The sequence below is a fragment of the Bradyrhizobium sp. CCBAU 45384 genome (assembly GCF_028128665.1).
Lineage (GTDB): Bacteria > Pseudomonadota > Alphaproteobacteria > Rhizobiales > Xanthobacteraceae > Bradyrhizobium > Bradyrhizobium manausense.
Window position 1 is genome coordinate 1 of the sequence record NZ_LBIZ01000111.1, and the last position, 24,921, is coordinate 24,921.

Genomic DNA, 24,921 nt, shown 5'->3' on the forward strand with positions numbered 1-24,921 from the left:
GCTCGCACCGCCGCCGGGCGCGGCTCCCGCGGCTGCGGATAACGATTAGTTCGGCTTTGAAAACCTGTGCATGGCCCGCTAATGCTGGGCCATGCCACTCCATCTGATCAAGCTTGCCGTCGGCTGCGACTCCGTCAAGGAATTGAAGGGGTGGGTCGCCGAACGGATGCAGACAGCCAAGAAAAAAGGCCTGCCGCAACACCACATCCACATCACCCGCATGGTGCCGAAGCGCGACGCCGAGATTCTCGCCGGCGGATCGCTCTATTGGGTCATCAAGGGCGAGATCGCCGCACGTGAGAAGATCATCGGCATCGAGCCATTCCGGGACAAGGATGGCATCGGACGCTGCCGGATCGTGATGCAGCCGAAGGTCATTTCGGTGTCGCCGCGACCGATGCGTCCGTTCCAGGGCTGGCGCTATCTCACCGAGGATTCCGTGCCGCCCGATCTCAGCAAGTCGGCTGCGGGCACCATCGCGGCGATGCCTGAGCCGATGCGGCGGGAGCTGCGCGATCTCGGACTGCTCTAAACCGCGACATTGTCGATCAGCCGCGTCGTGCCGAGCTTGGCGGCGACCAGGATTCGCAGCGGCCCATCGTTGCGCGACGTGACAGGGGCCAGCGTCTTTGCGTTGCGCACCTCGAAATAGTCGAGTGCAAAGCCGGCAGCGGCGATGGTCTCGGCGCCACGGGCCATCGCGGGTCTGATCGCTTCGCCGGCGCGAATGCGGCCGGCACTGTCCTTCATGGCGCGGTAGAGCACGGTCGCGGTCTGGCGTTCCTCGGGCGAGAGGTAGACGTTGCGGGAGGACATCGCGAGCCCGTCGCGCTCGCGCACGGTGCGGGAGCCGATCACCTTCACGCCGAGGTCGAGGTCGCGTGCCAGCTGCGTGACCACGCGCAATTGCTGAAAGTCCTTCTCGCCGAAGATCGCGACGTCGGGCCGGCATTGCGTGAACAGCTTGCCGACGACGGTGGCGACGCCGCCGAAGAAGTGCGGGCGGAAGCGGTCCTCGAGGCCGGCCAGCGCCGGTCCCTCCGGGACGATGCGAGTCGCAAAACCCTCCGGATACATCGCCTCGACGCCGGGGTGCCAGACGATGTCGACACCCTCGGCTGCGAGCTTGGCGATGTCGGCTGTCCAAGTCCGCGGATAAGCGCCGAAATCCTCCGATGGCGCAAACTGCGTCGGGTTGACGAAGATCGATACGACGACGCGGCTGCCGCGCCGCTTGGCGAGGCGCACCAGCGACACATGGCCGTCATGGAGTGCCCCCATGGTCGGCACCAGCGCGACCGTGGCCGTTCGCTTGCGAAGATTGTCGACGGCGCGTCGCAGGGCGGGCACCGTGCGGGTGATCAAGGGGCTTGGTGACATCAGAGCTCGGGAAGGTTGGGGTGGGCGCCGCCAGCCGCGCAGCCGGCTAACCTTAACAAGCGCCGGCCGTGGACGCCATGCATCGACATCGGGCACAGCACGTGCTGACAGCGAGGATGTCGCGCCATTGTGGGCTGGATCACGCAGGCGAGGCCGCGCGCGATTCATGATGACCATCATCGCACTGTGATTTCGTTATCCTGTCACGCATTTCACTTGACCGCAGACGCGGCCAAATCGAAGATATTGCTTAAGGGGTGTTGAGGATCGCCATGCTTGTGCAGGCTAGCCAAAGCCAATCTGGCTCGGCGCACGTTGTTGTGCTCGGCAATGAGAAAGGCGGCTCCGGCAAATCGACCACCGCCCTGCACATCGCGGTTGCGCTCCTGAAGGCCGGTCAGCGCGTCGCCACCATCGACCTCGACTGCCGTCAGCAAAGCTTCACTCGTTACATCAACAACCGGTCCGCCTGGGCGCGCCGCACCAAGCTCGACCTCGAGCTGCCGGTGCATCGCTGCATCAAGCTCGGCGAGACCATGCTGATCGCCGAGAACGAGAATTCCGAGTTCCAGCAGTTCATGGAGGCGGTCTCGGCGGTCGAGAGCAGTTTCGACTTCATCGTCATCGACACACCTGGCACCGACAGCTATTTGATGCGGCTGGCCCATTCGATGGCCGACACGCTGGTGACGCCGATCAACGACAGCTTCCTCGATTTCGACGTGCTCGGCACCGTCGACCCCGCCAACTACGCGGTAACAGGGGAAAGCCATTACGCCGAGATGGTGCGCGATGTCAGGCGCAAGCGCCGTCAGCTCGACGGCTCGACCACCGACTGGATCGTGGTGCGCAATCGCCTGTCGATGCTCGGCTCGCGCAACAAGCAGCTCGTCGCCGATGGGCTGAAGGATTTGTCGCTGCGGCTCGGCTTCCGCTACGTCGACGGCTTCGCCGAGCGTGTCGTCTATCGCGAGTTCTTTCCGCGCGGCCTGACCGCCCTCGACGAGATCGACGAGGCGACGCTCGGGATGCGACCCAATCTCGGCCACCTCACCGCGAGGGAGGAGGTCACGAGCCTGCTGCGCCAGCTCAAGCTGCCGCTCGACGAGCGGGGCCGGCGACGTGCGGCAAATCGCGCCGAGTGGTTCAGCCAGGTGGACAAACCGCTCGAGGTCCACGACATCCTAGGCGCCTGAAGCGCGATGACATCGGGTTGAACCGTCATCGCGTTTTAGCTCTTTGTTTGAGCATGATCTCCGCGCAAAACGCGTTCCGCTGATGTCGCGAGGGAAAAACCGCTTCACACTTTTCCGGATCATGTTTTAGGCGCGGTACGTCGCTACTTCCGGTCGATCAGGGCCGGCCGGTTCCCGCGGGAACCGGCTGGGCCTGAAGTTTGTTTTCACCTAGTATTCACCGTGAAATTGAACCCGATCGTGACGGGGTGCGTCGGATGGTCATCTGTATCCCGAAGTAGCGGTATCAGACGCGGTGCCCACCAAACGTGTGCGTCGCACAATGAAAGGGCTGTCGGTTCACAATATTTAGCCTTCCTGTCACGCGCCTGTGACATATATTCGGGAATAGGCGACCAGGGGCCGAAGAGCCTCGGAAGAAACACGATTTTCAACAGGGATCAGGCCGCACGGCCTGAGGCTGAGGACGAAAATGAAGCGTGGAATTGCCGTTCTGGTTTCTGTGGGAGCCCTCTTCAGTGTCGCCTATTTCACGGCGAGCAAGTGGGCCATCAAGCACGAGACCATCACCTTCTACGACGCTTCGCGCGACAATCGTCCCGTGCCTGTCGACATCGCAATCCGTCGCGACAAGGAAATGCAGGCCAATGCCGGCATGATCACGCTTCCGGTCGCGGTGATCAATCACGGCAACACCGTCAAGAACACCGAGTACGGCTTCCTCGCCAACATCTTCGCTGCGCGCGGCTACATGGTCGTGAGCCCGCAGCACGATTTGCCGACCGATCCGCCGATGGTGACCAAGCCCGGCGAGCTCTATGTCGGCCGCCTGCCGCAGATCCTGCGCGGTGTCGCCAATATCCATCTGGCGATGCAGGAGATGAAGAAGGTTCAGCCCAACGCCGACTACACCAAGGTGACGATGGTCGGCCATTCCATGGGCGGCGACATCACGATGTATTTCGCCAAGCAGTATCCGGACGAGGTCAAGAAAGTCGTGACGCTGGACAATCTCCGCGTCCCCTTCGTCACCGCCGGCAAGTTCAAGATCCTGTCGTTCCGCTCCCACGATCCGCAGTTCAAGACCGATCCGGGCGTGCTGCCGACCGACGAGGAGTGTGAGAAGGCCGGTATCCAGGTCGTGAAGACCGACTTCCAGCACAACGACATGCGCGACACCGGTCCAGACGATGCCAAGAATTCGATCCAGGGCATGCTCGATAAATTCCTGAGCGATACCGATAGTTCGATCGCGCCGGTCGACACGACGTCGTCGCCGCCGAAGGTGCTGGAGCCCGGTCCGGTTGCCCTGATGGCGCCCGCCAAGAGCTGATCCTGGAACAGCTGATCCGAGAAGAGCTGATCTGAAGAGCTGACCGAAACAAGTCTCAAAGCCTCCGCCGGCCCCGCCTGCGGAGGCTTTGCACATTGACCGGGCAGGGCACGCTATCCACATTGGTGGCGAGACACCAAGGGCGATGCCAGATGTCCGGCGATCCCATCAAACCGCGCCATAGCGATCCCGTGTCCGAGAGAGCCGAGAGCGACGGCGCGCTGCCGCAGGCAAAGACCTCGACCTCGGAGGATGTCGCCGCCTTCGTCGCCAAGGCGCGTGCATTGTCTCCGCATGCACCGGGTGCGAAGGGCCGCTTGATCTTCGCGCTGGATGCGACGATGAGCCGGCAGCCGACCTGGGACATGGCCTGCGCGCTTCAGGGTGACATGTTTCGCGAGGCTGCGGCGCTTGGCAGCCTCGACATCCGACTGGTCTACTATCGCGGCTACAATGAATGCCGCGCGACGGGGTGGATTTCCGACAGCAGCAAGCTGGCAACACTAATGAGCAAGATCGATTGCCGCGGCGGCGACACCCAGATCGGCAGAGTGCTGACCGATGCGCGGCGCGAGGCGGTTAGATCAGGCGTACGTGCCGTGGTCTTCGTCGGTGACGCCATGGAGGAAAAGGTCGACGCGCTCTGCGCCAAGGCCGGCGAGCTCGGCATGCTGAAGGTGCCGGTGTTCCTGTTTCAGGAAGGCCATGATGCGGTCGCCGAACAGGCGTTTCGCGAGATCGCGCGTTTGACCGGCGGTGCCTGGTGCCGGTTCGATCCGGGCGCGGCGGCACAGCTCCGCGAGCTGTTGCGAGCCGCCGCCGCCTATGCCGCCGGCGGCCGCGAGGCGTTGCTGCGATTGGCGAAGACGACGGGCGGAGCTGCACAGTTGATCGGACAGATGAAGTGAGGCTGGCCCCTCCGGTTCGGCGCGACAGCATGCTTTTTGGCAATTGGGCGACTATATTCACGCCATGACTCTGATCGCCGGCGTTGTCGCCGTTATCACGCTCTATTTGTTGCTCCAGATGTTCCGCGCCGCCAATCCGGCGGTGCTGGCGCGCACCATCAAGCTCGGCGGGGGTGTAGTTGCGCTCGCGGTCGCCGCCTTTACCGGCTTGAGGGGCGAACTGGCGGTGGCGATCCCGCTCGGACTTTTCGGAGCCGGACTGCTCGGCTGGACGCCGCTCGCGAATGCGGGCTTTGGCAATGTCGGAGGGCTGTTCGGTGGTGGCGCATCGCGCTCTTCCGGTCGGGCCTCGCGCGTGCGATCGCAATTCCTGGATATGCGGCTCGATCACGATTCCGGCCAGCTCTCGGGCGAGATCGTCTCCGGGCCGTATGCCGGGCGCAGCCTCGACGAGTTCGATCTTGCCGGCCTGCTGGCGATGGTCCCGGCGTTCGACGCCGAGAGCGTGGCCTTACTTGAAAGCTATCTGGACCGCCGGTTTCCCGCCTGGCGTCAGAACACGCAGGGCAACGCGGCAGGGGGGCAGCGCCGCACGGCGGCGAGCGGCAAAATGACGGCGGAGGAAGCCTATCAGATCCTTGGCTTGCAGCCGGGAGCGGGGCGCGACGACATCAGCCGGGCGCACAAATCCCTCATGAAGAAACTGCATCCCGACCAGGGGGGCTCGACGTACCTCGCTGCCCGGGTAAACGAGGCCAAGGATACTCTGCTTCGTACGCATAACGGCTAACTCCGGCACTACGCCACAAACGCCCGTACCGCGTGAGCTTCCTTGCTCTGTTTGCCGTCGCCCCGATGCCCGCCATTGTCGGCGTGGTCGATCCCTTGGGTAAAGTTTTAACCGTAAATTCTTGACGAGAGGTTGTCGCGGAACAGCCTGCAGCGCCACCACGTCCCCAAAAACAAAAATGCCCGCGCAAGGCGCGGGCATTTTGATTCGAAAGGATCGAGAGATCAGTTGCGGACGGTCATGCAGGAGATGTCGGCGCGCTTCAGCGTCTTGCACACGGCTTCGGCCTGGTCCCGTTCGAGCCCGGCAAAGCGGGCGCGGTAGAGCTTGCGATTGTCCCTGGCGACGACCGGCTCGGTGAACGGATCGGCCTTGCTCAGCAGGCCACGGGCCGAGCTGCGGGCAGCTTCAATGCGCTGCTGGGCCTCGCTCTCGCTCTCGAGCGCGCCGACCTGCACGATCCAGCCGCTATGGGTGACGGCTGGCTTGCTGGCGCTCATCTGGATCGGCTGCGGCGCCGGATCGGCGGAGGCAAGCTTGGCAACCGGCGCGGGCGCCGGTGCGGCAGCGGTGGCCGCCGGCAGCACGCCAAGAACGCCGTTGCCGGTGCCGAAGCCTGCCGGCTGCGGCGGCAATTCGGCTCGGGCGGGCTCCGGCTTGTTGACGATGTCGGCCCTGGCGACGACGGCGCCGGACGTCTCGGCGACGTCACCGCGGGCCGGAATCGTGTTGGTGACCTGCGGTGCGACCTGCGTCGGGGCGGCGGAGGCGACCTTGACTGCGCCGGCCTTGACTTGAACCGTCTTGACCCGGACCGGCTTCATCGGCTCGGACGAACCCGGAATGAGGGCAAGCGGCTGGCTCGAGATCACGCCGTTGGTGAGAGGCGCCGGCTCGATCTTGGACTCGGTAGGCTTGGCTTCAGGCTTGGGCTGCACCGGCGGCATCGCTGCGGTTGCAGCCGCCAGCGCCGCAAAGCGCGAGGCGGGACGCGGCGCGGGGGCCTCGGGAGCAGGAGCGGCCGCGACCTGGACCGGCGGGACGGGGCGTGCCGGGGTCTCCGATGCATCGGCGACGTCGGTGCTGGCATCGGCACTATTGCGCTCGGTCACTGCGGCAACCGTGTGGGTGGTTGCGCCCTTCTCGAGATTCTCGGCGAGCAGATTGCGCATGATGGCATCGCGCGAGCCGCCGCTGCGACCGCCAAGCACGACGCCGATGAGGTGGCGGTTGCCACGGCGCATCGAGGTGACGAGGTTGAAGCCGGAGGCGCGGGTGTAACCGGTCTTGATGCCGTCGACGCCCTCGACGCTGCCGAGCAGGTGATTGTGGTTGCGGATCTGCTCGCCACGCCAGGTGAACGAGGTGGTCGAGAAATAGCGATAGTAGCGCGGGAAGCGCTCCTGGATGGCACGGCCGAGCGTCGCCTGGTCGCGCGCGGTGGTCACCTGCTCGTCGTTGGGCAGGCCATTGGCGTTGCGATAGACCGTCTTCGACATGCCGAGTGCGCGCGCCTTGCGCGTCATCATTGCGGCGAAATCGTCCTCGTTGCCGCCGATCGCTTCCGCGATCACGACAGCGGCGTCATTGGCCGAGCGGGTGACGAGGCCCTTGATCGCGTCCTCGACGCGGATGGTCTGGCCGGCACGCAGGTTCAGCTTGGTCGGATCCTGGTCGGCGGCGTGCTGCGACACCGGCAGCTCGGTATCGAGCTTCATCTTGCCGGATTCCAGACGCTCGAACAGAAGATAGAGCGTCATGATCTTGGTGAGCGAAGCCGGATGGCGAATGCCGTCGGGGCTGGTCGATTGCAGCACCGCACCGGAATTACCGTCGACGATGATCGACGCGAATTGCGGGCTGTAGCTCTCGGAGGCCTCGTGATGCACCCGGTGGTGCGCATAGTGGCGCCGATAGCGCCGTGCGTCGGCTGCATCGGTCGTGAAGATGACGGCTGTGGTGACCGTGAGAAACCCGAAAACGCCAACCCGCGCCAAGCGCGAGGAAGACCAGTTGCTACGAAGCATGGAACCCCGTCCCCGTTTGTGACTTGATCACCGGCTCGTGAGGCGAAATTGTGCCCTGCGGACCCGGGATCATTACCTGCTCAGGCTGTCCCTCCGCTGGTGTTCACTGCGGGGGACGTTGGGCCTAAGCCGCTGTTCTGGCTAAGGTGATGTTCTCAAACGGCTTTTGGCCGCCTGCGGAAGCGAACACGTCCAAGGAATCAGGGTAGGGGCTGGCGGTTTCCAAAAGCTTAAGAAACCCTTGCGGGAAAGCCCGGGAATTTCCGTAACTGGTCTCGATTTTTTGTGCGCCGCACAAGATTCTTGACTTTTTTGTGCATTGCACTAATTGTGGGCAGAGTCAGGGAGCCGGGGCTTCCGGACGCGAGCCAGGGAAAAAGGATTCCAAGATGTTCAAGGTTGAAGACTTCCAGAACTACGGGAAAGAGCATTTCGAGACCTACGTTGCCTCCGCAACCTCGGTGCAGCACGGCCTCCAGGCGATCGCCAGCGCCTATGGCGACTACACCAAGAAGTCGTTCGAAGACACCAAGTCGTTCGTCGAGAAGCTTTCCGGCGTGAAGTCGCTGGACAAGGCGCTTGAAGCGCAGACCGATTTCGCCCGTTCCGCTTACGAAACCTTCGTCGCGGAATCGCAGAAGATCGCAGGCCTCTACAGCGACCTCGCCAAGCAGGCGTTCAAGCCGGTTGAGACGGTCGTGTCGAAGTTCACCCCGGCTGCCCACTAATTTTCTGAACTCCTGATCACAAAGCCCGGCTGCATCAGCCGGGCTTTTTTATTTTGCACGAGGCTCTCTTCGCATAGCGCTCCCGGTGTAGGTCCGCGGTGAGCGTGATGTTCGGCAGCGCGGACGTATCGACGAGCAGCGCATTGAAATAGGGCCGCCTTCGTCAAAGGCGGCTGTCAGCGGGCCGGCGAAATATGACGACGGCGTCATTGTGGTCTTGCTGGATCTCACGCCTCAGTGTTGAACAACGGATGAAGCGGACCGTAGAAACCCGGAGGAATGGCCGGGCCGAAACGTCGCGGTCATGTCGATGTCGGGTTCCTGATCAGCGTGTTCTGAACAGGCGGGCGGGAAGTTTTTGTCAAACCGGTCTGGATTGACTAACCTTGTCCAGGATCGCCCGGACCGGGAATCGGGGCGCCGCGGCCGCATCGGCTGGGCCTTTGCACGCTTGCGGCGAGCCGGGGGCGGGCCCATATTGCCTGCAATCGATCCGGCTCGACCGGACCGGTTGGAAGCGGCGATCCGACAAGGCGGCGCGCCGGCGCGAGACCCACGCGTGTGGGCGGCGCGGCGGACCGTCAGACGCTTCCGTGGGGAATTTGAACGCCTGAGCCATGCTGCAATTGACTTCCAGACTCGACCTGTCCGCGGCGGCCGCCGCCCATGCTCCCCGGATGAGCAACGACGAGAACCGTTCCGGTGGCCCGGCGGGGCCGAACACGTCTGTCATTACCAAGGTCAAACCCAAGACCAAGCGGCCGAACCTCTATCGTGTGCTGATCCTGAACGACGACTACACGCCGATGGAGTTTGTGGTCCATGTGCTGGAGAAATTCTTCCAGAAGGACGTCGAGGCCGCGACCAAGATCATGCTGCATGTCCATCATCACGGGATCGGCGAGTGCGGTGTGTTCACCTACGAGATTGCCGAGACCAAGGTGACGCAGGTGATGGATTTCGCCCGCAAGCACCAGCACCCCCTGCAATGCGTGATGGAAAAGAAGTAACCGCGCGTTCGAATCCGGCGTTCCTTGGAGTGCTTCTGTTCGTGCGGTGTGTGACGCCAGCGCATGCCGCGGCGTGATCCGGCCGACTCAGCGCCGGCGTCTGTCCTGCCCAAATGGGCAGTTTTGCCCAAATCGGAACGGGTTTTGCATTGAGGATGCGGTGGGCGCGCAATGCCCGTAGAGTCGCGGAACCGGTCTTTTGCCGCGATCTTGTATAACTATATGTGACAAAGGTTGTTGTTGCCTGACCGGGCGATGGCGATCATGATGGTGGGGGCCATAGAGGACGCGAATGCCGACTTTTTCCCAAAGCCTTGAACAATCCCTGCATCGTGCGCTGGCGATCGCCAATGAGCGTCATCACCAATACGCGACGCTCGAGCATCTTTTGCTCTCGCTGATCGACGACTCCGATGCAGCCGCGGTCATGCGCGCCTGTAGCGTCGATCTCGACAAGCTCCGCACGAGCCTTGTCAATTATCTTGAGACCGAATTCGAGAATCTGGTGACGGATGGCGCCGACGACGCCAAGCCGACCGCCGGCTTCCAGCGCGTGATCCAGCGCGCGGTGATCCACGTGCAGTCCTCCGGTCGTGAAGAGGTGACCGGCGCGAACGTGCTGATCGCGATCTTCGCCGAGCGCGAGAGCCATGCCGCGTACTTCCTGCAGGAGCAGGACATGACGCGCTATGATGCCGTCAACTATATCAGCCACGGCATCGCCAAGCGGCCGGGCGTCTCCGAGGCGCGGCCCGTGCGCGGCGTCGACGAGGAAACCGAGACCAAGGGCACCGACGACTCCAAGAAGAAGGGCGAGGCGCTCGAGACCTATTGCGTCAACCTCAACAAGAAGGCGCGCGACGGCAAGATCGATCCGGTGATCGGACGCAATTCCGAGATCAACCGCGCCATCCAGGTGCTGTGCCGCCGGCAGAAGAACAATCCGCTGTTCGTGGGTGAGGCCGGCGTCGGCAAGACCGCGATCGCGGAGGGCCTCGCCAAGCGCATCGTCGACAGCGAAGTGCCGGAGGTCCTGGCAGCCGCCACCGTGTTCTCCCTCGACATGGGCACGCTGCTCGCGGGCACGCGCTATCGCGGCGACTTCGAGGAGCGCCTGAAGCAGGTGCTGAAGGAGCTCGAGGCGCATCCCAACGCCATTTTGTTCATCGACGAGATCCACACCGTGATCGGTGCAGGCGCGACCTCGGGCGGGGCGATGGATGCCTCGAACCTGCTCAAGCCGGCGCTCGCCTCGGGCACGATCCGCTGCATGGGCTCGACCACCTACAAGGAATATCGCCAGCACTTCGAGAAGGACCGCGCGCTGGTGCGGCGTTTCCAGAAGATCGACATCAACGAGCCGACGGTCGAGGACGCCATCGCCATCCTCAAGGGCCTCAAGCCGTACTTCGAGGACTACCACCGGCTGAAATACACGAATGAGGCGATCGAGGCTGCGGTGCAGCTGTCCTCGCGCTATATCCACGACCGCAAGCTGCCCGACAAGGCGATCGACGTGATCGACGAATCAGGCGCGGCGCAGATGCTGGTAGCCGAGAACAAGCGCAAGAAGACGATCGGCATCAAGGAGATCGAGACCACGATCGCTTCGATGGCGCGGATCCCGCCGAAGAGCGTGTCGAAGGACGATGCCGAAGTGCTCAAGCATCTCGAGCAGACCCTGAAGCGCACCGTGTTCGGCCAGGACAAGGCGATCGAGTCGCTTGCCGCGTCGATCAAGCTGGCCCGTGCCGGCCTGCGTGAGCCGGAGAAGCCGATCGGCTGCTATTTGTTCTCGGGTCCGACCGGCGTCGGCAAGACCGAAGTCGCCAAGCAGCTCGCGGCGACGCTCGGCGTCGAGCTGCTGCGCTTCGACATGTCCGAGTACATGGAGCGGCACACCGTGTCGCGGCTGATCGGCGCGCCTCCCGGCTATGTCGGCTTCGACCAGGGCGGCCTGCTCACCGACGGCGTCGACCAGCATCCGCATTGCGTGGTGCTGCTCGACGAAATCGAGAAGGCGCATCCGGATCTCTACAACGTGCTGCTCCAGATCATGGACCACGGCCGGCTCACCGACCACAACGGCAAGCAGGTCAACTTCCGCAACGTGATCCTGATCATGACCACGAATGCGGGCGCGGCGGATCTGGCCAGGCAGGCGTTCGGCTTCACGCGCTCCAAGCGGGAAGGCGACGACCACGAGGCGATCAACCGGCAGTTCGCGCCGGAATTCCGCAACCGTCTCGACGCCGTCGTCTCGTTCGGTCATCTCAGTGTCGAGGTGATCGGCACCGTGGTCGAGAAGTTCGTGCTTCAGCTCGAGGCGCAGCTCGGCGACCGCGATGTAACCATCGAGCTGTCCGAGCCCGCCAAGACCTGGCTGATCCAGCACGGCTATGACGAGCAGATGGGCGCGCGGCCAATGGCCCGTGTCATCCAGGAGCACATCAAGAAGCCGCTGGCCGACGAGGTGCTGTTCGGCAAGCTCAAGGGCGGTGGCCACGTTCGCGTCGTCCTGGTCAAGGACGAGGCCGACGAGACCAAGGAAAAGATCGGCTTCGAGTTCGTCGAGGGGCCGGTCACCCCGAAGCAGGAAAAGCTGCCCGCCCGCAAGCGTCCGCCGGGCAAGCCCAACAAGCCGGGCGGCCCCGGCGGCTCCAAGGGGCCGACCTCGAAGGGCCCGCTGGTCAAGGCTTGATCGGCGCATCATGAATCGAAAAGGCCGGCTGCAGAGCCGGCCTTTTTGTTTGGGTCGTCGTCTGTGGTGGGCGGTGTTACTCGCCGCGCAGGCGCTGATCGTCCTGTACGCGGACGTGCTCGGCGCCGCGCGCGCCGGCCGGCGACAGCCGCAACATGCTCAGCACGGCGCCGCAGAGTGCAAATCCGACGCCGGCGAGCAGAGCGATCCGGGTCCCGTCGACCGGATAGCGGCCGAGGAACAGCGCAACCAGCGCCGCACCCGTGGTCTGGCCGAGCAGTCGCGCGGTGCCCAGCATGCCGCTGGCGCCACCGGCCCGCTCGCGCGGTGCGGCCGCGATCATCGTGCGGTTGTTGGGGGTCTGGAACAGGCCGAAGCCGGCGCCCGCCAGCGCCATCCGCCAGACCACGTCGAGCGGGGTCGGATTTGCCGGCAGGAAAGCGAGCGCGCCGAGGCCACAGGCAAACAGTGTCAGCCCGATGCCGCCGAGCAGGCCGGCTGGATAATGCTCGACCAGGCGGCCGGCGAGGGGAGCCGCGCACGCCACTGCGATCGGCCATGGCGTGATCAACAGACCCATATGCACGGCCGAATAGCCGAACCGGCTCTGGAGGTAGAAGGGGATCGCGACGAAGGCCAGCATCTGCCCGCAGAAAGAGGCGATCGAGGTCGCGATCGACAGTCCGAACACCGGGATGCGCAGCAGGTCGACCGGCAGCAGCGGCGACTTCATGTGCGTCTCGCGGTAGATGAGGAGCGCGCCGGCGACGATCGCAATCGCGAACTGGACGAGGCAGGTGAGCGTCGCCTCGCCATGACCGACGCTGTCGATCGCGGCGATGCCGACGCCGAAGGTGATCGCCGAGAGCGCCGCGCTCTGCCAGTCGAATGAATGGCTCGCCAGGATCGTGTGCGGCAGGCTGCGCAGGCCGAGCACCAGCGTGACCACGCCGAGCGGCACATTGATGGCGAACAGCCAGGGCCAGCTGCCGACCGCGAGGATGCCGGCGGCAAGCGTCGGCCCGACCGCGGCGGAGAAGGCGACGACCAGCGCATTAAGCCCGATGCCGCGGCCCAGCAGGTTGCGCGGATAGGTGAAGCGGACCAGCGCCGAATTGACGCTCATGATGCCGGCTGCGCCGAAGCCCTGGAGGATGCGCGCGATCGTGAGCAGCGGCAGCGTGTGCGCCAGCGCGCAGAAGGCTGAGGCGAGCGTGAACAGCGCAAGGCCGACCAGATAGACGCGGCGATAGCCGACGATCTCGCCGAGCGATGCCAGCGGCAGCAGCGAGATCGTGATCGCAAGCTGATAGCCGTTGACGATCCAGATCGAGAAGGCCGGGCTCGCGTTCAGGTCGGTCGCGATCGTCGGCAACGCAACATTGGCGATGGCGCTGTCGACGACGGCCATGATGATGCCGAGCGCAATCGTCAGCACCGCCTGGTTGCGCTGGGGTTGCGGCAAGCCGTCGGCATGCTCGATCGGGACAGACGACATGGTGGGGGCGTGCTTGATTCGAGCCGTGAGTGTCCCCTCGATTAGGAAATTGCGCTGTCCATCGCAACCCGGCAGGACACGGCCGGTTCCTGTGCCGGAAGCAGGTCTGGCAGCGCTGGGGACATGGATCGGCGCGCTGTTCGCACACTCACCAGCGCGAGGTCGCCTTGCCGTAGATGTAGAGTGCTATCAGCCCAATCGTGACGGCCGTAGAGAAAATTACGATGCGGCGATCCCAGTCGATCCGTGTCCGCTCTGCACGGTCGAGATTGAGGGCTGTGAACAGAGCCTTCATGGCAAATCGGCGCATCGGATTGCCTCGTGGGGCCAGCATGGTGCCATGGTCAGCGTGGACCGGATTGATGCAGCTCAAGCCGGCTCTTACCAGAGAGCCGATCACACCGGCGGCGGATTGCGGTCGGAGAAGGTCCCGCGCTGGTGCCAGTACGGATAGGGCAGCGTCACCTTGCTCGCCGCGTCGAGCTTGGCGATCTGGTCCTTGGTCAGCGACCATCCGACCGCGCCGAGATTCTCGCGCAATTGCGTTTCGTTGCGGGCGCCGATGATCAGCGTCGACACGGTCGGGCGCTGCAGCAGCCAGTTCAGCGCGATCTGCGAAACGCTCTTGCCGGTCTCCCTGGCGACCTCGTCGATCGCGTCGACGACGCGATAGACGTGTTCGTCTGGCACGGGCGGCCCGAAATCCGCAGTCTGGGGCAGGCGGCTCACCTCAGGCCTCGGCTGGCCGCGGCGGATCTTTCCGGTGAGACGGCCCCATCCGAGCGGTGACCAGACCACGGCACCTAACCCCTGGTCGAGGCCGAGCGGCATCAGCTCCCACTCATAGTCGCGCCCTACAAGCGAATAGTAGGTCTGGTTGGCGACGTAGCGCGGGAAGCCGTGCTTGTCGGCAATGGAGAGCGACTTCATCAGGTGCCAGCCCGAGAAATTCGACACGCCGACATAGCGGATCTTGCCGGCGCGCACGAGCACGTCGAGGGTGGCAAGCACCTCTTCCGGCGGCGTCATGGCATCAAAGCCATGAAGCTGGAACAGGTCGATATAGTCCGTGCCGAGACGGCTCAGCGAGCCGTCGATGGCCGCGAGCAGATGCTGGCGCGATGAGCCAATGTCATTGGGGCCGTCGCCAAAGCGGAAGGTTGCCTTGGTGGAGACCAGCACCTTGTCGCGCCGGCCCTTGATGGCTTCGCCGAGCACGCGTTCGGATTCGCCGAGCGAATAGACATCGGCGGTGTCGAACATCGACACGCCGGCTTCCACACAGATGTCCAGAAGGCGCCGCGCTTCGGTCGCGTCGGTCGTCCCCCAGGCCGCGAGGCGGCCGACGCCGCCGAACGTGCCCGTGCCAAGGCTCAAAGCGGGCACCATGAGGCCGGATCGGCCCAAGCGTCGGTGTTCCATCGAACTGCTCCTCGGCTAGCCGCTGATTGATTGGCGCGGCCCTGGGGAGAGATCGTAGTGCAAGCAGATGTGTTGTCCTACGGCGCGTTGACATACCCGCCTTGCTGGCGGAATGGCCTACTCGTGCAGACGCATGTCATCGAGTTGGCAGATCCTAGTGCCGTAGCTGGCTTTGCCTGTAGTCGCGCGGCGACATCCCGAAATGCTCGCGGAAGACGCGGCCGAAATGCGAGACGTCGTTGAAGCCCCAGGCAAACGCGATCTCGCTGATGTGGCGATGGGCGAGCAGGGGCGAGGCGAGGTCGCGCCGGCATTGCGCGAGACGTTCGGCAAGCACATGGCGTTGGAATGAAGTGTCCTCGTCGGCGAGGAGGTCGTTGACGTAGCGGGGCGAGATGCCGAGAGCAGCGGCCGTTTCGGCCAGCGAGAGATCGGGATCGGCGAGGCGCGCGCGGATATGCGCCTTGAGCCGGTAGAGCAGGGCGGAGCGATGCGTCGAGGACGGCAGTGATGTCCCGCCCAGCCGTTCGCTCAGCGCCATCGCCAGCAAGTCGACCGCCTGCTCGGAAAGGGCGGCCGCACTGCTCGGCGCGAGCCGATCCGCGCTTTGGCAAAGCTTGAAGATGAAATCATAGGCGAGCCGCTCGAGCGGCGCATCGGTCCCGAACGTGATCGCGGTGAGCGTCTCGGTGCCGCCCAGCCGCCGCTGCAGCATCTCGCGCGGCACCTTGAAGATGGTTTGGGAGAACGTGTCCTTGAACTTCAACTCATAGGGACGCGTGGTGTCGTAGAGCGCGAACTCGCCGGGATGGATCACGGTCTCGCGGCCGTCCTGCACCACGCCGCCATCGCCGCGATTGCCGAGTGCAACGAGGACATAGTCCTGATCCGAACGTGCGATGCGCGAGGGCGTGCGGAAGACGTGCTGGCGCTCGGAGCAGACCTCGGAGCAGACGGCCTTGCCGAGCGGGGCCTGCGTGACCGAGCCGTGAAAGGCGCTGCCGAGGTCGGACTTGCAGTCGAGCCCGACGAACACATCGCAGACGATGTCCTGCCAGAGAGCAAGCCGCCGGTAGCCCGGGCTGCCGTCTGTCGTGAACTGGATTGTCATTGTCAGGCCTCCCCTTCACGTCCAGCAAACCGCATGGGTGACACAGATCATGCCTGATTGCAGGCAAGTTCCATACCGGGTCGCGCTCCCTACTCGTGTTCTTGCCAGTCGAGTTTTTGTTCCGCCGTGGTCGAGCGCGGCCGCCCGGCTTGGCCCAATAGACTGCATCGGACGTGGTTTTGGATCAACCGGCAAGGGAGGCGGCAATGGGCATCGAACATCCGAAATACAAGGTCGCGGTGGTGCAGGCAGCGCCAGCCTGGCTCGATCTCGACGCCTCGATCGACAAGTCGGTCGCGCTGATCAGGGAGGCCGCCGAGAAGGGCGCCAAGCTGATCGCATTTCCGGAAGCGTTCATCCCCGGATACCCCTGGCATATCTGGCTGGACTCGCCGGCCTGGGCGATCGGCCGCGGTTTTGTGCAGCGCTACTTTGACAATTCGCTGGCCTATGACAGCCCGCAGGCGGAGCGACTGCGCGATGCGGTGCGGAAAGCTCGGCTCACCGCGGTGATGGGCCTGTCCGAGCGCGACGGCGGCAGCCTTTACCTGGCGCAATGGTTGATCGGACCCGACGGCGAGACCATCGCAAAACGCCGCAAATTGCGACCGACCCATGCCGAGCGGACGGTGTATGGCGAGGGGGATGGCAGCGATCTCGCGGTCCATGCGCGGCCCGACATCGGCCGCCTCGGCGCGCTGTGCTGCTGGGAGCATCTCCAGCCGCTGTCGAAATACGCGATGTACGCCCAGAACGAGCAGGTGCATGTCGCGGCCTGGCCGAGCTTCTCGCTCTATGATCCGTTCGCGCCGGCGTTAGGGGCCGAGGTCAACAACGCCGCCTCGCGCGTCTATGCGGTGGAAGGCTCCTGCTTCGTGCTGGCGCCGTGCGCGACGGTGTCGCAGGCCATGATCGACGAGCTCTGCGACCGGCCGGACAAGAATGCGCTGCTGCATGTCGGCGGCGGGTTTGCCGCGATCTACGGGCCCGACGGCAGCCAGATCGGCGACAAGCTCGCGCCGGACCAGGAAGGGTTGCTGATCGCCGAGATCGACCTCGGCGCCATCGGCGTCGCCAAGAACGCAGCCGATCCCGCCGGGCATTATTCGCGGCCCGACGTCACGCGGCTGCTGCTCAACAAGAAGCCGTACAAGCGGGTCGAGCAGTTCGCGCTGCCGGTCGACACCGTCGAGCCGGTGGAAATCGGCGCGGCAGCGAGCTGATCGCTGCGATCGAGGGGAGGGTATGATCATGGAATCCGCAATTCCCGCGCATCTCGAAACCCCGCGCACGCGTCACAAGCGCGTGCCTGATGATTATCAGCCGCCATATCCATCTTTCGTGGCGCGCTACAAACCCGGAGTGAGCCGCGTGGTGATGGCCTATTTCGGGGTGCAGCATCGTGGAGCGCTATCGGCGGCTGCGACGGAAGCGCTCGCCGAAATCGGCAGGCTGTTTGCCGGTGAGGGCGGTCCCACGCATTGGGACCGCGCGCACTATGTCGACCAGGCCGGACACCCCAACATCGTTTCGGTGGCCTATTGGGACGACATTGCACGCTTCGACACCTGGTTTGCGCCGGCGCGTGAGGCGTGGACCGGAGAGTCGCGCGACGGCATCGGCACCTTCATCGAGGTATTGCGCCCCGCGGTGGCACGGCACGAGACGCTATTCTCCTCGTTAGGCAGGTCCGAAGGCGTTGCGGCTATCGCCGAGGGCATGAGCGGTGAGGTGCAGGAGCATGCTTATTGGGGCGGCATGCGCGATCGCATTCCGCTGTCGCAGACCGACCCGATGTCGCCTGGTGGCAATCCTGAGCTGATCCGTGACGGTGCACGCCTGCGGGTGAAGGCGCACGACAATCTCTGCCTGATCCGCTCCGGGCAGGACTGGAGCGATACGGAAGCGTCGGAACGCAAGCTCTATCTCGACGATGTCGAACCGGTGCTGCGCGAGGGCATGGATTTCCTGCGCGATGACGGGCTCGGAATCGGTTGCTATGCCAACCGCTACATGCGGGTGCTCTCGGCTGACGGCAAGGCAAGTGAAAAATCATACGGCCAGAGCTGGTGGAGGAGCTTGGCTGCACTGGAGCGCTGGGCGGAGTCGCACCCGACCCACGTCAAAATCTTCGGCGCGGCGATGAAATATCTCTCGACGCTGGGGCCATCAGCGAAGCTGCGGCTTTATCACGAGGTTACGGTGGCGGCTGCTGATGAGCAGTTCTTCGAATATCTGAACTGCCATCCGAAGACGGGAATGCTTGCGGCGGTCGAGACGGTTGCCGCTTAGGCGACGCAGTGGCCGAGCAGCTCCGGATGCACCGCGCAAATGTGATGCGCGCCGGCATCCCTGAGCTCGGCCTCGCTGCCATAGCCGTAGAGCACGCCGATCGCCGTCATGCCGTTGGTCCGGGCACCGACCACGTCATGGCTGCGGTCGCCGATCATGATGGCACTGGCGGCGTCGACCTTGGTCTCCTCGAGCGCGTAGCGCAGCAGGTCGCGCTTGTCGACGCGAGTGCCGTCGAGCTCCGAACCAAACACCCGCTCGAAATATGATTTCAGGCCGAAGTGCTCGATGATGCGGCTTGCATAGACAGCGGGTTTGCTGGTCGCGACGAACATGCGCGCGCCCGTTGCGGCGATCGCCGCCAGCGTGTCGTGGATGGCCGGATAGGGTGTGTTCTCGAACAGCCCGACCTCGGAAAACCGTTCGCGGTAGAGCAGAAGCGCCTGGTCGGCCAATGCGTCGGTTCCGGTCAGCTTCTTGAGGCTCGCATGCAGCGGCGGCCCGATGCACCAGGTCAATTCATCCTGGCTAGGGACCGCTTGCCCAAGTTTTTTCAGGGCGTACTGGATCGAACCGGTGATCCCGGGCTTTGGATCGGTCAGCGTGCCGTCGAGATCAAAATAGATTGTCTGCATCCTGGCCGGGCTCAACGTTGCTAATTCCCGCCGTTGCTAGTTGCCTTGGGGGCCGAGTTCAAGGGCCGAGTTTGGGAGCGACATGGCATTCGTCGGGGCTCAGAAGCGGATCTGGTGGCTGCTTGCGGCGGCGTTCGTTTGCACGCCGGTGCTGGCCGAGGATGCTCCGGTCCCTCCGACACAGCTTGGCCCCGAGGCGCCGGCAAAACCGGCAGGGAACGAGCCTGCGCGCGAGAGCGACACGCGGGAGTCGATCTGCCTGATCGTCGAGGCGGCCGCGCGTGATGCCAATCTGCCGCTGGAATTCTTCGCCCGTGTGATCTGGCAGGAAAGCCGTTTCCAGGCCGATGCGATCGGACCAGTGACGCGCAGCGGCGAGCAGGCGCAGGGGATCGCGCAGTTCATGCCGGGGACCGCGAGCGAGCGCGGGCTTCTCAACCCCTTCAATCCGGTTCAGGCATTGCCGAAATCCGCCGAGTTCTTGAACGAGCTGCGCAACCAGTTCGGCAATCTTGGCCTCGCCGCCGCCGCCTACAATGCCGGTCCGCGGCGGGTCCAGGAATGGCTCGCGGGCACTGGTCCCATGCCAGAGCAGACGCGCAATTACGTCTATGCCATCACCGGCGCGAGCGTTGATACATGGGCCAAGGCCGGCAGCAGCGGCAAGGGACCGCCGAGCTCGCCGCCGACGAGCTGCCGCGACCTGATGGCGCTGCTGAAGCGCGCGCCGAACCCGTTCGTCGCAGAACTCGAGCAGCATGTCGAGCTCGCCGCTGCGAAGATCTGGGGGGTTCAGCTGGCCGCGGGCTTCGACCGCAACAAGGCGCTGGCGATGTATTCCCGTGCCGTCACGCGGCTTAGCGGCGTGATCGGTGAGCGCGATCCGAGCCTGCTCAGTTCGGTGGTGCGCAGCCGCGGCTCGCACGCTTTCTACCAGGTGCGCATTGGTGCCGATACGCGAAGTGAGGCGGACGATCTCTGCAACCGCATCCGGAAAGCAGGCGGGGCTTGCTTCGTGCTGAAGAACCGCGGCGTGAGCGGATAGGCGGTGCGCTTCTCACCTCCTGTCATTGCGCGGCGCCCCGGAATGACGGCCGTTGGCTGTACGCGCATGCCAGCCCCGCCGCGGGCTTCCTTGACGAGGCGACCGGCATTGCCCGTTATGCAGGCACGATTCCGCAACCCTCGGCCAAGCTCCCGTGGCGCTCCCTCCGCTCGATTCCCCGCAATGGCAAAGTTCCTGGCGCGCCTTCGCCTGGGGAGTGCGCTCGATCACGCAGACGATCCTCACGCTCGTCCTGTTCGCGACCTATCTCGGCATCGGCGCGCTCGCGCATGACACCCATTTCAGCCTGCTCTGGGCGCTCTGCTCGACGCTGTTCGTTTGGGCGGGGCCGGCGCAGATCATCCTGATCACGACGCTCGGCTCCGGCGCCACCATCATCCAGTCGGCGATCGCGGTCACGGTCAGTGCGATCAGGCTGTTTCCGATGGTGGTCTCGGTGCTGCCCCTGATGCGCACGCCGACGACCAAGCGGCGCGAGCTGTTCTTTGCAGCCCATCTCACGGCGGTGACGCTGTGGGTCGAATGCCATCGCTTCCTGCCGCTTGTGCCGCGCGAGCGGCGCATCGCCTTCGTCAACGGGCTCGGCTTCGGCCTGGTCTCGGTGTGTCTCACCGCGAATACGGTCGGCTACTTCCTCGCCGCCAATCTGACGCAGGCATTGGGCGCCGCGATCCTGCTGCTAACGCCGCTATCCTTCCTGTTTTCGACTGCGCGCAACAGCCGCGAGGTTGCCGACGTGGTCGCACTTGCGCTCGGCATCTTGCTCTATCCGCTGGCGGCGAAGATGAACTCCGGCCTCGACATCCTCGTCAGCGGCGTGGCCGCCGGCACCATCGCCTATGGCGTGCACTGGTGGCGCGAGGTGCGCGCATGAACGCTGCGCAACTGATCGGCGATTGGCATGCGCTGGTCGTGCTGTTCGTCGCCGGGGTCGTGCCCAACCAGATCTGGCGCATGCTCGGCCTGTGGTTCGGCGGCGGCATCGATGAGGGCTCGGAGTTGCTGGTTTGGGTGAGGGCGATCGCCACCGCGATCCTCGCCGGCGTCATCGCCCAGATCGTGGTCCAGCCGCCCGGCGCGCTCGCCAGCGTGCCGGATGGCTTGCGCTATGGCGCAGTGGCCGCCGGCCTCGTCGTCTTCCTGCTGACCCGCCGTTCGATCTTCGCGGGCGTTGTCGCCGGCGAAGTCTTCATGCTGGCCGGCAAGTGGTGGTTGGGCTAAAACCACCAGCGAATAGCCAAGGAACCGGAAATATGGTTCGCGAAAACGAGCTCCGCGAGGGCGAAGTCGCCATCGAGCTGCCGTCCACGGAAGATGCCGGCCTCGTCTTCATCGGCCGCATCCGCACGCCCTGGACCTCGCGGCTGGAGACCCCACGGCAGGGGCGCCAGGACGGCCCGATCTGCCGCCTCGAGATCTTTGAGCCGTTCGTGCCGGCGATCAAGGGCGTCGACTTCTACAGCAATCTCGAAGTGCTCTACTGGCTCGACCAGTCGCGTCGCGACATCGTGCTGCAAAGCCCGAAGAACAACGAGAAGACCCGCGGCACCTTTTCACTACGCTCGCCGGTGCGGCCCAATCCGATCGGCACCTCGATCGTCAAGCTGGTCGGCATCGAAGGCAATGCGATTCTGGTGCGCGGCCTCGATTGCATCGACAATACGCCACTGATCGATATCAAGCCGGATCGCTGCGAGTTCACCCCATTGGCCGCGGCGCAGGCTGGGGATTCCCAGACGGAGTGACGGTCAGGCTTTCAGCGCCGCGATCAGCTTGGCCGCGTTCTCTTCCAGCACCTTGACGTCTTCCTTGCGGCTCGCGGGCGGCAGCATGGCGACGCCGTCGTGCCGGGGCAGCACGTGCATGTGGAGATGAAATACGACCTGTCCGCCGGCGGGCTCGTTGAACTGTTGCACGGTGATGCCGTCGGCCTTGAATGCCTTCATCGCGGCCGCGGCGATCTTGTGCGCGCCGCGGGCGACGTGGGCGTAGTCATCCGCCTTGATGTCGAGGATGTTGCGCGCAGGGGCCTTCGGGATCACCAGCGTGTGGCCCGTTACCCGCGGCATGATGTCGAGGAAGGCGAACACATGCTCATCCTCGTAGATCTTGTGGCAGGAAAATTCGCCGCGCAGGATCTTTGCGAAGATGTTGTTCGGGTCATAGGCGGTCATGGCGGCGGCTCCCGGGAATATTGAGCTCAATTTTGCGCTTACTGTCACCAGCCGCACCGGCGCGTCAAGGCGCCTCGTCGATGCCTTTCCGGAACGGGCCGAGCTCGGCCAGCTCCCGCCCAGCCTCCGCGACATAGGCGCGCTCGCGCTTGAGGTAATCGTCGATGGCGCGACGCAGGCCCGGATCAGCGATGAAGTGGGCGGAATGGGTCGTTCGTGGCAGGTAGCCGCGCGCGATCTTGTGCTCGCCCTGCGCGCCGGCCTCGACATGCGCAAGACCATGTTTGATCGCAAAATCGATCGCCTGGTAGTAGCAGACCTCGAAATGCAGGAACGGATGATGCTCGACTGCGCCCCAGTTGCGGCCGAACAGCGTGTCCGAGCCGATGAAGTTGATCGCGCCAGCAATCCAGCGCTCGTTGCGACGGGCCATCACCAGCAGCACGTCCCGACTCATGGTGTCGCCGATCAGTGAGAAGAATTCGCGCGTGAGGTAGGGCCGGCCCCATTTGCGCGAGCCGGTCTCCATGTAGAATTTGAAGAAGGCGTTCCAGGCGTCCTCGGTGATGTCCTTGCCCGAGAGCCAGTGAATGCTGATCCCTGCGGCAAGCGCATCGCGCCGCTCGCGCTTGATGGATTTGCGGTGGCGTGAGTTCAGGGTCGCCAGGAAATCGTCGAAGGTGGCAAAACCCTCATTGTGCCAGTGGAACTGCTGGTCGGTGCGCTGGAGGAAGCCGTGCTGGGCGAGCAGCTTCCACTCCGCCTCGCGCGCGAAGGTGACGTGCACCGAGGACGCCTTGCTGACACCGCACAGCGCCACCAGGCCGCTCGCCAGCGCTTCCATGATGCGCTCGCGGTCGACGCCGTCGCGCACCAGCAGCCGCGGCCCTGTGGCTGGTGTGAAGGGAACAGCGACCTGAAGCTTCGGATAGTACCGGCCGCCGGCGCGCTCATAAGCATCCGCCCAACCGCGGTCAAAAACGTATTCGCCCTGGCTGTGTGATTTCAGATAGCAGGGCACGACGCCGGCGACGCGGCCCTCGATCTTGGCCACGAGGTGCCGCGGTCCCCAGCCGGTGCGGATCGTGGCCGAACCCGATTTCTCGATCGCGGAAAGAAAGGCGTGAGAGACGAACGGGTTATAGGCGGGCTTTAACAGGCCGAGCGAATCGCCTGGAGGCCCGGATGAGGTTCCCAAGCCATGCCCGTTGCAGGCCTTTTCGTTGAGAGCCTTGCCAGGATTGGCGCAGGCGTCCCAATCCTCCGGCGAGACTTCGCCAATGGACGGGACCGCCTCCAGGGTGATTTCGGATGATGCCATTGCGCCCAAGATCGTGCATTGCAGCAGCGACTTCAAGGGTCCGGACCATCAAGCTTACGGGACGAAGCCCTCAAAGATCATCTGGTCGGCATATCGCGCGACCCGCGTCCGCTGCTCTGATGTGCGGGTGGTCCAGCCGAGCAGGGCGCAGCCGAAGATGTTCCGGGCGATCCAAGGGGCGGGCGCGGGCAGGTCGTCGACCCTGAAGGCGACGAAATGCGGCTGGGTCTGAAAGCCGTGACGCAGGTACAGCATGGTGTCGCGCTGTTCCTGGGTCAGGTACGCCCAGTACTCGTCCTCATAGCTCCGCTGCGCGACGATGCCGCGCGGGCGGGAGGGCAGCAGCTCGCGCAGCGCCAGCACCTGGTCGGGGTCAAAGGACATGCCGACCGCATGGCCCCGATAGGACGCCAGCACCTCGGCCATCCGCTTCACCAGCTTGCGGTCACCGTCGAAATGGCTCTTCACCTCGATCACCAGCGGCACTCGGCCGTCGACCATGGCGCAGAGGTCAGTGAGCGACATCATCCGCTCGGGCGTATCCTTGAACGTGATGGCCTTCAGCTCGGCGGCGGTCTTCGCGACCACAGGGCCGCTGGCGTCGGTGAGGCGGCCGAGCGCATGGTCGTGATGCACCATGGCCTCGCCGTCAGCGGAGAGCTGGATATCGACCTCGATCGCAAAATTGCCTGCGATTGCGGCCTGTACCGCCCCCGGCATGTTCTCGACGATGCCACGGGAGATGTCATGCAGGCCGCGATGGGCGACCGGCCGCGCTGTCAGCCAATCCGGAGCACGCATGAACGTCAGGCGACCTCGAACACGCCCTCGACCTCGACCGCCGCATCGGCGGGCAGCGAGGCGACGCCGACGGTGGTGCGGGCGTGGCGGCCCTTGTCACCGAACGCGGCGACCATCAGGTCGGAGGCGCCGTTCAGCACCTTCGGCCCGTCCAGGAAGTCCGGCGCCGAGTTGATGAAGCCGCCGAGGCGCACCACGCGCGTGACCTTGTCGAGGTCGCCGAGTGCGGCCTTGACCTGCGCGAGCAGATTGACGGCGCAGCCGCGCGCGGCTGCAGCGCCGTCCTCGATCGAGACGCCGGCGCCCAGCTTGCCCTTGGCGATCAGCTTGCCGGCGGGATCGAAGCAGACCTGGCCGGAGACGAACAGCAAATTGCCGGTCCGTACGAACGGGACGTAATTGGCCACGGGAGAGGGGGCCTCGTGCAGCTTGATGCCCTGTTCCGCCAGTTTCTGCTCGACCATGCCTGCCATGTCTCGACCTCGATGTCTGAAAACTCGTCCAAGCCCGGTGCGTCTGGGAACTGCC

At 64.5% G+C, this 24,921-nt stretch carries 25 protein-coding genes; 14 read left to right on the forward strand and 11 right to left on the reverse strand.

Annotated elements, in window-relative coordinates; translation table 11 throughout:
- Positions 1-91 precede the first annotated feature (91 nt).
- On the forward strand, positions 92-532 hold the full coding sequence (locus XH80_RS22035) for a DUF1489 family protein (RefSeq protein WP_271600383.1): 441 nt from the start codon (positions 92-94) through the stop codon (positions 530-532).
- On the opposite strand, the gene panC is transcribed toward XH80_RS22035, so the two are convergent.
- Entirely contained in the window at positions 529-1,380 is an 852-nt protein-coding gene (panC, locus tag XH80_RS22040; RefSeq protein WP_271600384.1) for a pantoate--beta-alanine ligase, read from the reverse strand. The genes XH80_RS22035 and panC overlap by 4 nt on opposite strands.
- Positions 1,381-1,652: 272 nt before the next feature.
- On the opposite strand from panC, the gene XH80_RS22045 reads away from it, so the two are divergent.
- The 4 genes from XH80_RS22045 to XH80_RS22060 all read left to right on the forward strand — a co-directional run bounded on the left by XH80_RS22045 (position 1,653) and on the right by XH80_RS22060 (position 5,607).
- Positions 1,653-2,576, forward strand: a complete 924-nt coding sequence (locus XH80_RS22045; protein WP_057751483.1) for a division plane positioning ATPase MipZ — start codon at positions 1,653-1,655, stop codon at positions 2,574-2,576.
- A gap of 472 nt (positions 2,577-3,048) precedes the next feature.
- On the forward strand, positions 3,049-3,909 hold the full coding sequence (locus tag XH80_RS22050) for an alpha/beta fold hydrolase (protein ID WP_057751481.1): 861 nt from the start codon (positions 3,049-3,051) through the stop codon (positions 3,907-3,909).
- 152 nt (positions 3,910-4,061) lie between these two features.
- Positions 4,062-4,817 carry a VWA domain-containing protein gene (locus XH80_RS22055; RefSeq protein WP_271600385.1) on the forward strand — a complete coding sequence of 252 codons (756 nt, stop codon included), beginning with the start codon at positions 4,062-4,064 and terminating at the stop codon, positions 4,815-4,817.
- Between the two features lie 64 nt (positions 4,818-4,881).
- Positions 4,882-5,607: a DnaJ domain-containing protein gene (locus XH80_RS22060; RefSeq protein WP_271600386.1), complete on the forward strand. Its 726-nt coding sequence runs from the start codon at positions 4,882-4,884 to the stop codon at positions 5,605-5,607.
- Between the two features lie 224 nt (positions 5,608-5,831).
- Here XH80_RS22060 and XH80_RS22065 read toward each other — a convergent pair whose 3' ends face one another.
- Positions 5,832-7,634 carry a D-alanyl-D-alanine carboxypeptidase gene (locus XH80_RS22065; protein WP_271600387.1) on the reverse strand — a complete coding sequence of 601 codons (1,803 nt, stop codon included), beginning with the start codon at positions 7,632-7,634 and terminating at the stop codon, positions 5,832-5,834.
- A gap of 389 nt (positions 7,635-8,023) precedes the next feature.
- Here XH80_RS22065 and XH80_RS22070 point away from each other — a divergent pair, with 389 nt between their 5' ends.
- From XH80_RS22070 to clpA, 3 genes are all read left to right on the forward strand, one after another.
- Positions 8,024-8,362, forward strand: a complete 339-nt coding sequence (locus tag XH80_RS22070; RefSeq protein ID WP_271600388.1) for a phasin family protein — start codon at positions 8,024-8,026, stop codon at positions 8,360-8,362.
- A gap of 677 nt (positions 8,363-9,039) precedes the next feature.
- Complete coding sequence (gene clpS / locus XH80_RS22075; RefSeq protein WP_027530069.1) at positions 9,040-9,372, forward strand: ATP-dependent Clp protease adapter ClpS; 333 nt, start codon at positions 9,040-9,042, stop codon at positions 9,370-9,372.
- A gap of 292 nt (positions 9,373-9,664) precedes the next feature.
- Complete coding sequence (clpA, locus tag XH80_RS22080) at positions 9,665-12,073, forward strand: ATP-dependent Clp protease ATP-binding subunit ClpA (RefSeq protein ID WP_271600389.1); 2,409 nt, start codon at positions 9,665-9,667, stop codon at positions 12,071-12,073.
- Positions 12,074-12,149: 76 nt separating this feature from the next.
- Here the strand turns inward: clpA and XH80_RS22085 are convergent, their stop codons facing one another.
- The 4 genes from XH80_RS22085 to XH80_RS22100 form a co-directional block, all read right to left on the reverse strand.
- Positions 12,150-13,571, reverse strand: a complete 1,422-nt coding sequence (locus XH80_RS22085) for an MFS transporter (RefSeq protein ID WP_271600390.1) — start codon at positions 13,569-13,571, stop codon at positions 12,150-12,152.
- 148 nt (positions 13,572-13,719) lie between these two features.
- Positions 13,720-13,881: a hypothetical protein gene (locus tag XH80_RS22090; RefSeq protein ID WP_167353994.1), complete on the reverse strand. Its 162-nt coding sequence runs from the start codon at positions 13,879-13,881 to the stop codon at positions 13,720-13,722.
- An 86-nt stretch (positions 13,882-13,967) separates the two neighbouring features.
- Positions 13,968-14,993 (reverse strand): aldo/keto reductase, encoded by a 1,026-nt coding sequence (locus XH80_RS22095; RefSeq protein WP_271600391.1) that lies wholly within the window; start codon positions 14,991-14,993, stop codon positions 13,968-13,970.
- 154 nt (positions 14,994-15,147) lie between these two features.
- A complete protein-coding gene (locus XH80_RS22100; RefSeq protein ID WP_271600392.1) occupies positions 15,148-16,104 on the reverse strand; it encodes a helix-turn-helix domain-containing protein in 957 nt (318 codons plus the stop codon).
- A 206-nt stretch (positions 16,105-16,310) separates the two neighbouring features.
- Here XH80_RS22100 and XH80_RS22105 point away from each other — a divergent pair, with 206 nt between their 5' ends.
- Both XH80_RS22105 and XH80_RS22110 read left to right on the forward strand, forming a co-directional pair.
- Complete coding sequence (locus XH80_RS22105; protein WP_271600393.1) at positions 16,311-17,327, forward strand: carbon-nitrogen hydrolase family protein; 1,017 nt, start codon at positions 16,311-16,313, stop codon at positions 17,325-17,327.
- 28 nt (positions 17,328-17,355) lie between these two features.
- Positions 17,356-18,396, forward strand: coding sequence for a phenylacetaldoxime dehydratase family protein (locus tag XH80_RS22110; RefSeq protein WP_271600394.1), 1,041 nt, complete (start codon positions 17,356-17,358; stop codon positions 18,394-18,396).
- Here XH80_RS22110 and XH80_RS22115 read toward each other — a convergent pair.
- On the reverse strand, positions 18,393-19,031 hold the full coding sequence (locus XH80_RS22115) for an HAD family hydrolase (protein ID WP_271600395.1): 639 nt from the start codon (positions 19,029-19,031) through the stop codon (positions 18,393-18,395). The genes XH80_RS22110 and XH80_RS22115 overlap by 4 nt on opposite strands.
- Before the next feature lie 82 nt (positions 19,032-19,113).
- On the opposite strand from XH80_RS22115, the gene XH80_RS22120 reads away from it, so the two are divergent.
- The 4 genes from XH80_RS22120 (at position 19,114) to tsaA (ending at position 21,842) form a co-directional block, all read left to right on the forward strand.
- Positions 19,114-20,076 carry a lytic transglycosylase domain-containing protein gene (locus XH80_RS22120; protein WP_271600396.1) on the forward strand — a complete coding sequence of 321 codons (963 nt, stop codon included), beginning with the start codon at positions 19,114-19,116 and terminating at the stop codon, positions 20,074-20,076.
- Positions 20,077-20,230: 154 nt separating this feature from the next.
- Entirely contained in the window at positions 20,231-20,971 is a 741-nt protein-coding gene (locus XH80_RS22125) for an AzlC family ABC transporter permease (protein WP_271600397.1), read from the forward strand.
- Positions 20,968-21,318, forward strand: a complete 351-nt coding sequence (locus XH80_RS22130; protein ID WP_271600398.1) for an AzlD domain-containing protein — start codon at positions 20,968-20,970, stop codon at positions 21,316-21,318. Before XH80_RS22125 ends, XH80_RS22130 begins: the two co-directional genes overlap by 4 nt.
- A gap of 32 nt (positions 21,319-21,350) precedes the next feature.
- Positions 21,351-21,842, forward strand: a complete 492-nt coding sequence (gene tsaA, locus XH80_RS22135) for a tRNA (N6-threonylcarbamoyladenosine(37)-N6)-methyltransferase TrmO (RefSeq protein WP_271600399.1) — start codon at positions 21,351-21,353, stop codon at positions 21,840-21,842.
- A 3-nt stretch (positions 21,843-21,845) separates the two neighbouring features.
- Here tsaA and XH80_RS22140 read toward each other — a convergent pair whose 3' ends face one another.
- The 4 genes from XH80_RS22140 to XH80_RS22155 all read right to left on the reverse strand — a co-directional run bounded on the left by XH80_RS22140 (position 21,846) and on the right by XH80_RS22155 (position 24,866).
- Positions 21,846-22,271, reverse strand: coding sequence for an HIT domain-containing protein (locus XH80_RS22140; RefSeq protein WP_271600400.1), 426 nt, complete (start codon positions 22,269-22,271; stop codon positions 21,846-21,848).
- Between the two features lie 64 nt (positions 22,272-22,335).
- On the reverse strand, positions 22,336-23,592 hold the full coding sequence (locus XH80_RS22145; protein ID WP_271600401.1) for a GNAT family N-acetyltransferase: 1,257 nt from the start codon (positions 23,590-23,592) through the stop codon (positions 22,336-22,338).
- 54 nt (positions 23,593-23,646) lie between these two features.
- On the reverse strand, positions 23,647-24,393 hold the full coding sequence (locus tag XH80_RS22150) for a glycerophosphodiester phosphodiesterase (RefSeq protein ID WP_271600402.1): 747 nt from the start codon (positions 24,391-24,393) through the stop codon (positions 23,647-23,649).
- Positions 24,394-24,398: 5 nt separating this feature from the next.
- Positions 24,399-24,866: a RidA family protein gene (locus XH80_RS22155; RefSeq protein WP_271600403.1), complete on the reverse strand. Its 468-nt coding sequence runs from the start codon at positions 24,864-24,866 to the stop codon at positions 24,399-24,401.
- Between the last annotated feature and the right edge of the window lie 55 nt (positions 24,867-24,921).

What these genes read in the sequence shown, in the direction of transcription:
- XH80_RS22035 (WP_271600383.1), top strand. Translation starts at nt 92, where the DNA reads ATGCCACTCCATCTGATCAAGCTTGCCGTCGGCTGCGACTCCGTCAAG.
- panC (WP_271600384.1), bottom strand. Translation starts at nt 1,380, where the DNA reads ATGTCACCAAGCCCCTTGATCACCCGCACGGTGCCCGCCCTGCGACGC.
- XH80_RS22045 (WP_057751483.1), top strand. Translation starts at nt 1,653, where the DNA reads ATGCTTGTGCAGGCTAGCCAAAGCCAATCTGGCTCGGCGCACGTTGTT.
- XH80_RS22050 (WP_057751481.1), top strand. Translation starts at nt 3,049, where the DNA reads ATGAAGCGTGGAATTGCCGTTCTGGTTTCTGTGGGAGCCCTCTTCAGT.
- XH80_RS22055 (WP_271600385.1), top strand. Translation starts at nt 4,062, where the DNA reads ATGTCCGGCGATCCCATCAAACCGCGCCATAGCGATCCCGTGTCCGAG.
- XH80_RS22060 (WP_271600386.1), top strand. Translation starts at nt 4,882, where the DNA reads ATGACTCTGATCGCCGGCGTTGTCGCCGTTATCACGCTCTATTTGTTG.
- XH80_RS22065 (WP_271600387.1), bottom strand. Translation starts at nt 7,634, where the DNA reads ATGCTTCGTAGCAACTGGTCTTCCTCGCGCTTGGCGCGGGTTGGCGTT.
- XH80_RS22070 (WP_271600388.1), top strand. Translation starts at nt 8,024, where the DNA reads ATGTTCAAGGTTGAAGACTTCCAGAACTACGGGAAAGAGCATTTCGAG.
- clpS (WP_027530069.1), top strand. Translation starts at nt 9,040, where the DNA reads ATGAGCAACGACGAGAACCGTTCCGGTGGCCCGGCGGGGCCGAACACG.
- clpA (WP_271600389.1), top strand. Translation starts at nt 9,665, where the DNA reads ATGCCGACTTTTTCCCAAAGCCTTGAACAATCCCTGCATCGTGCGCTG.
- XH80_RS22085 (WP_271600390.1), bottom strand. Translation starts at nt 13,571, where the DNA reads ATGTCGTCTGTCCCGATCGAGCATGCCGACGGCTTGCCGCAACCCCAG.
- XH80_RS22090 (WP_167353994.1), bottom strand. Translation starts at nt 13,881, where the DNA reads ATGCGCCGATTTGCCATGAAGGCTCTGTTCACAGCCCTCAATCTCGAC.
- XH80_RS22095 (WP_271600391.1), bottom strand. Translation starts at nt 14,993, where the DNA reads ATGGAACACCGACGCTTGGGCCGATCCGGCCTCATGGTGCCCGCTTTG.
- XH80_RS22100 (WP_271600392.1), bottom strand. Translation starts at nt 16,104, where the DNA reads ATGACAATCCAGTTCACGACAGACGGCAGCCCGGGCTACCGGCGGCTT.
- XH80_RS22105 (WP_271600393.1), top strand. Translation starts at nt 16,311, where the DNA reads ATGGGCATCGAACATCCGAAATACAAGGTCGCGGTGGTGCAGGCAGCG.
- XH80_RS22110 (WP_271600394.1), top strand. Translation starts at nt 17,356, where the DNA reads ATGGAATCCGCAATTCCCGCGCATCTCGAAACCCCGCGCACGCGTCAC.
- XH80_RS22115 (WP_271600395.1), bottom strand. Translation starts at nt 19,031, where the DNA reads ATGCAGACAATCTATTTTGATCTCGACGGCACGCTGACCGATCCAAAG.
- XH80_RS22120 (WP_271600396.1), top strand. Translation starts at nt 19,114, where the DNA reads ATGGCATTCGTCGGGGCTCAGAAGCGGATCTGGTGGCTGCTTGCGGCG.
- XH80_RS22130 (WP_271600398.1), top strand. Translation starts at nt 20,968, where the DNA reads ATGAACGCTGCGCAACTGATCGGCGATTGGCATGCGCTGGTCGTGCTG.
- tsaA (WP_271600399.1), top strand. Translation starts at nt 21,351, where the DNA reads ATGGTTCGCGAAAACGAGCTCCGCGAGGGCGAAGTCGCCATCGAGCTG.
- XH80_RS22140 (WP_271600400.1), bottom strand. Translation starts at nt 22,271, where the DNA reads ATGACCGCCTATGACCCGAACAACATCTTCGCAAAGATCCTGCGCGGC.
- XH80_RS22145 (WP_271600401.1), bottom strand. Translation starts at nt 23,592, where the DNA reads ATGGCATCATCCGAAATCACCCTGGAGGCGGTCCCGTCCATTGGCGAA.
- XH80_RS22150 (WP_271600402.1), bottom strand. Translation starts at nt 24,393, where the DNA reads ATGCGTGCTCCGGATTGGCTGACAGCGCGGCCGGTCGCCCATCGCGGC.
- XH80_RS22155 (WP_271600403.1), bottom strand. Translation starts at nt 24,866, where the DNA reads ATGGCAGGCATGGTCGAGCAGAAACTGGCGGAACAGGGCATCAAGCTG.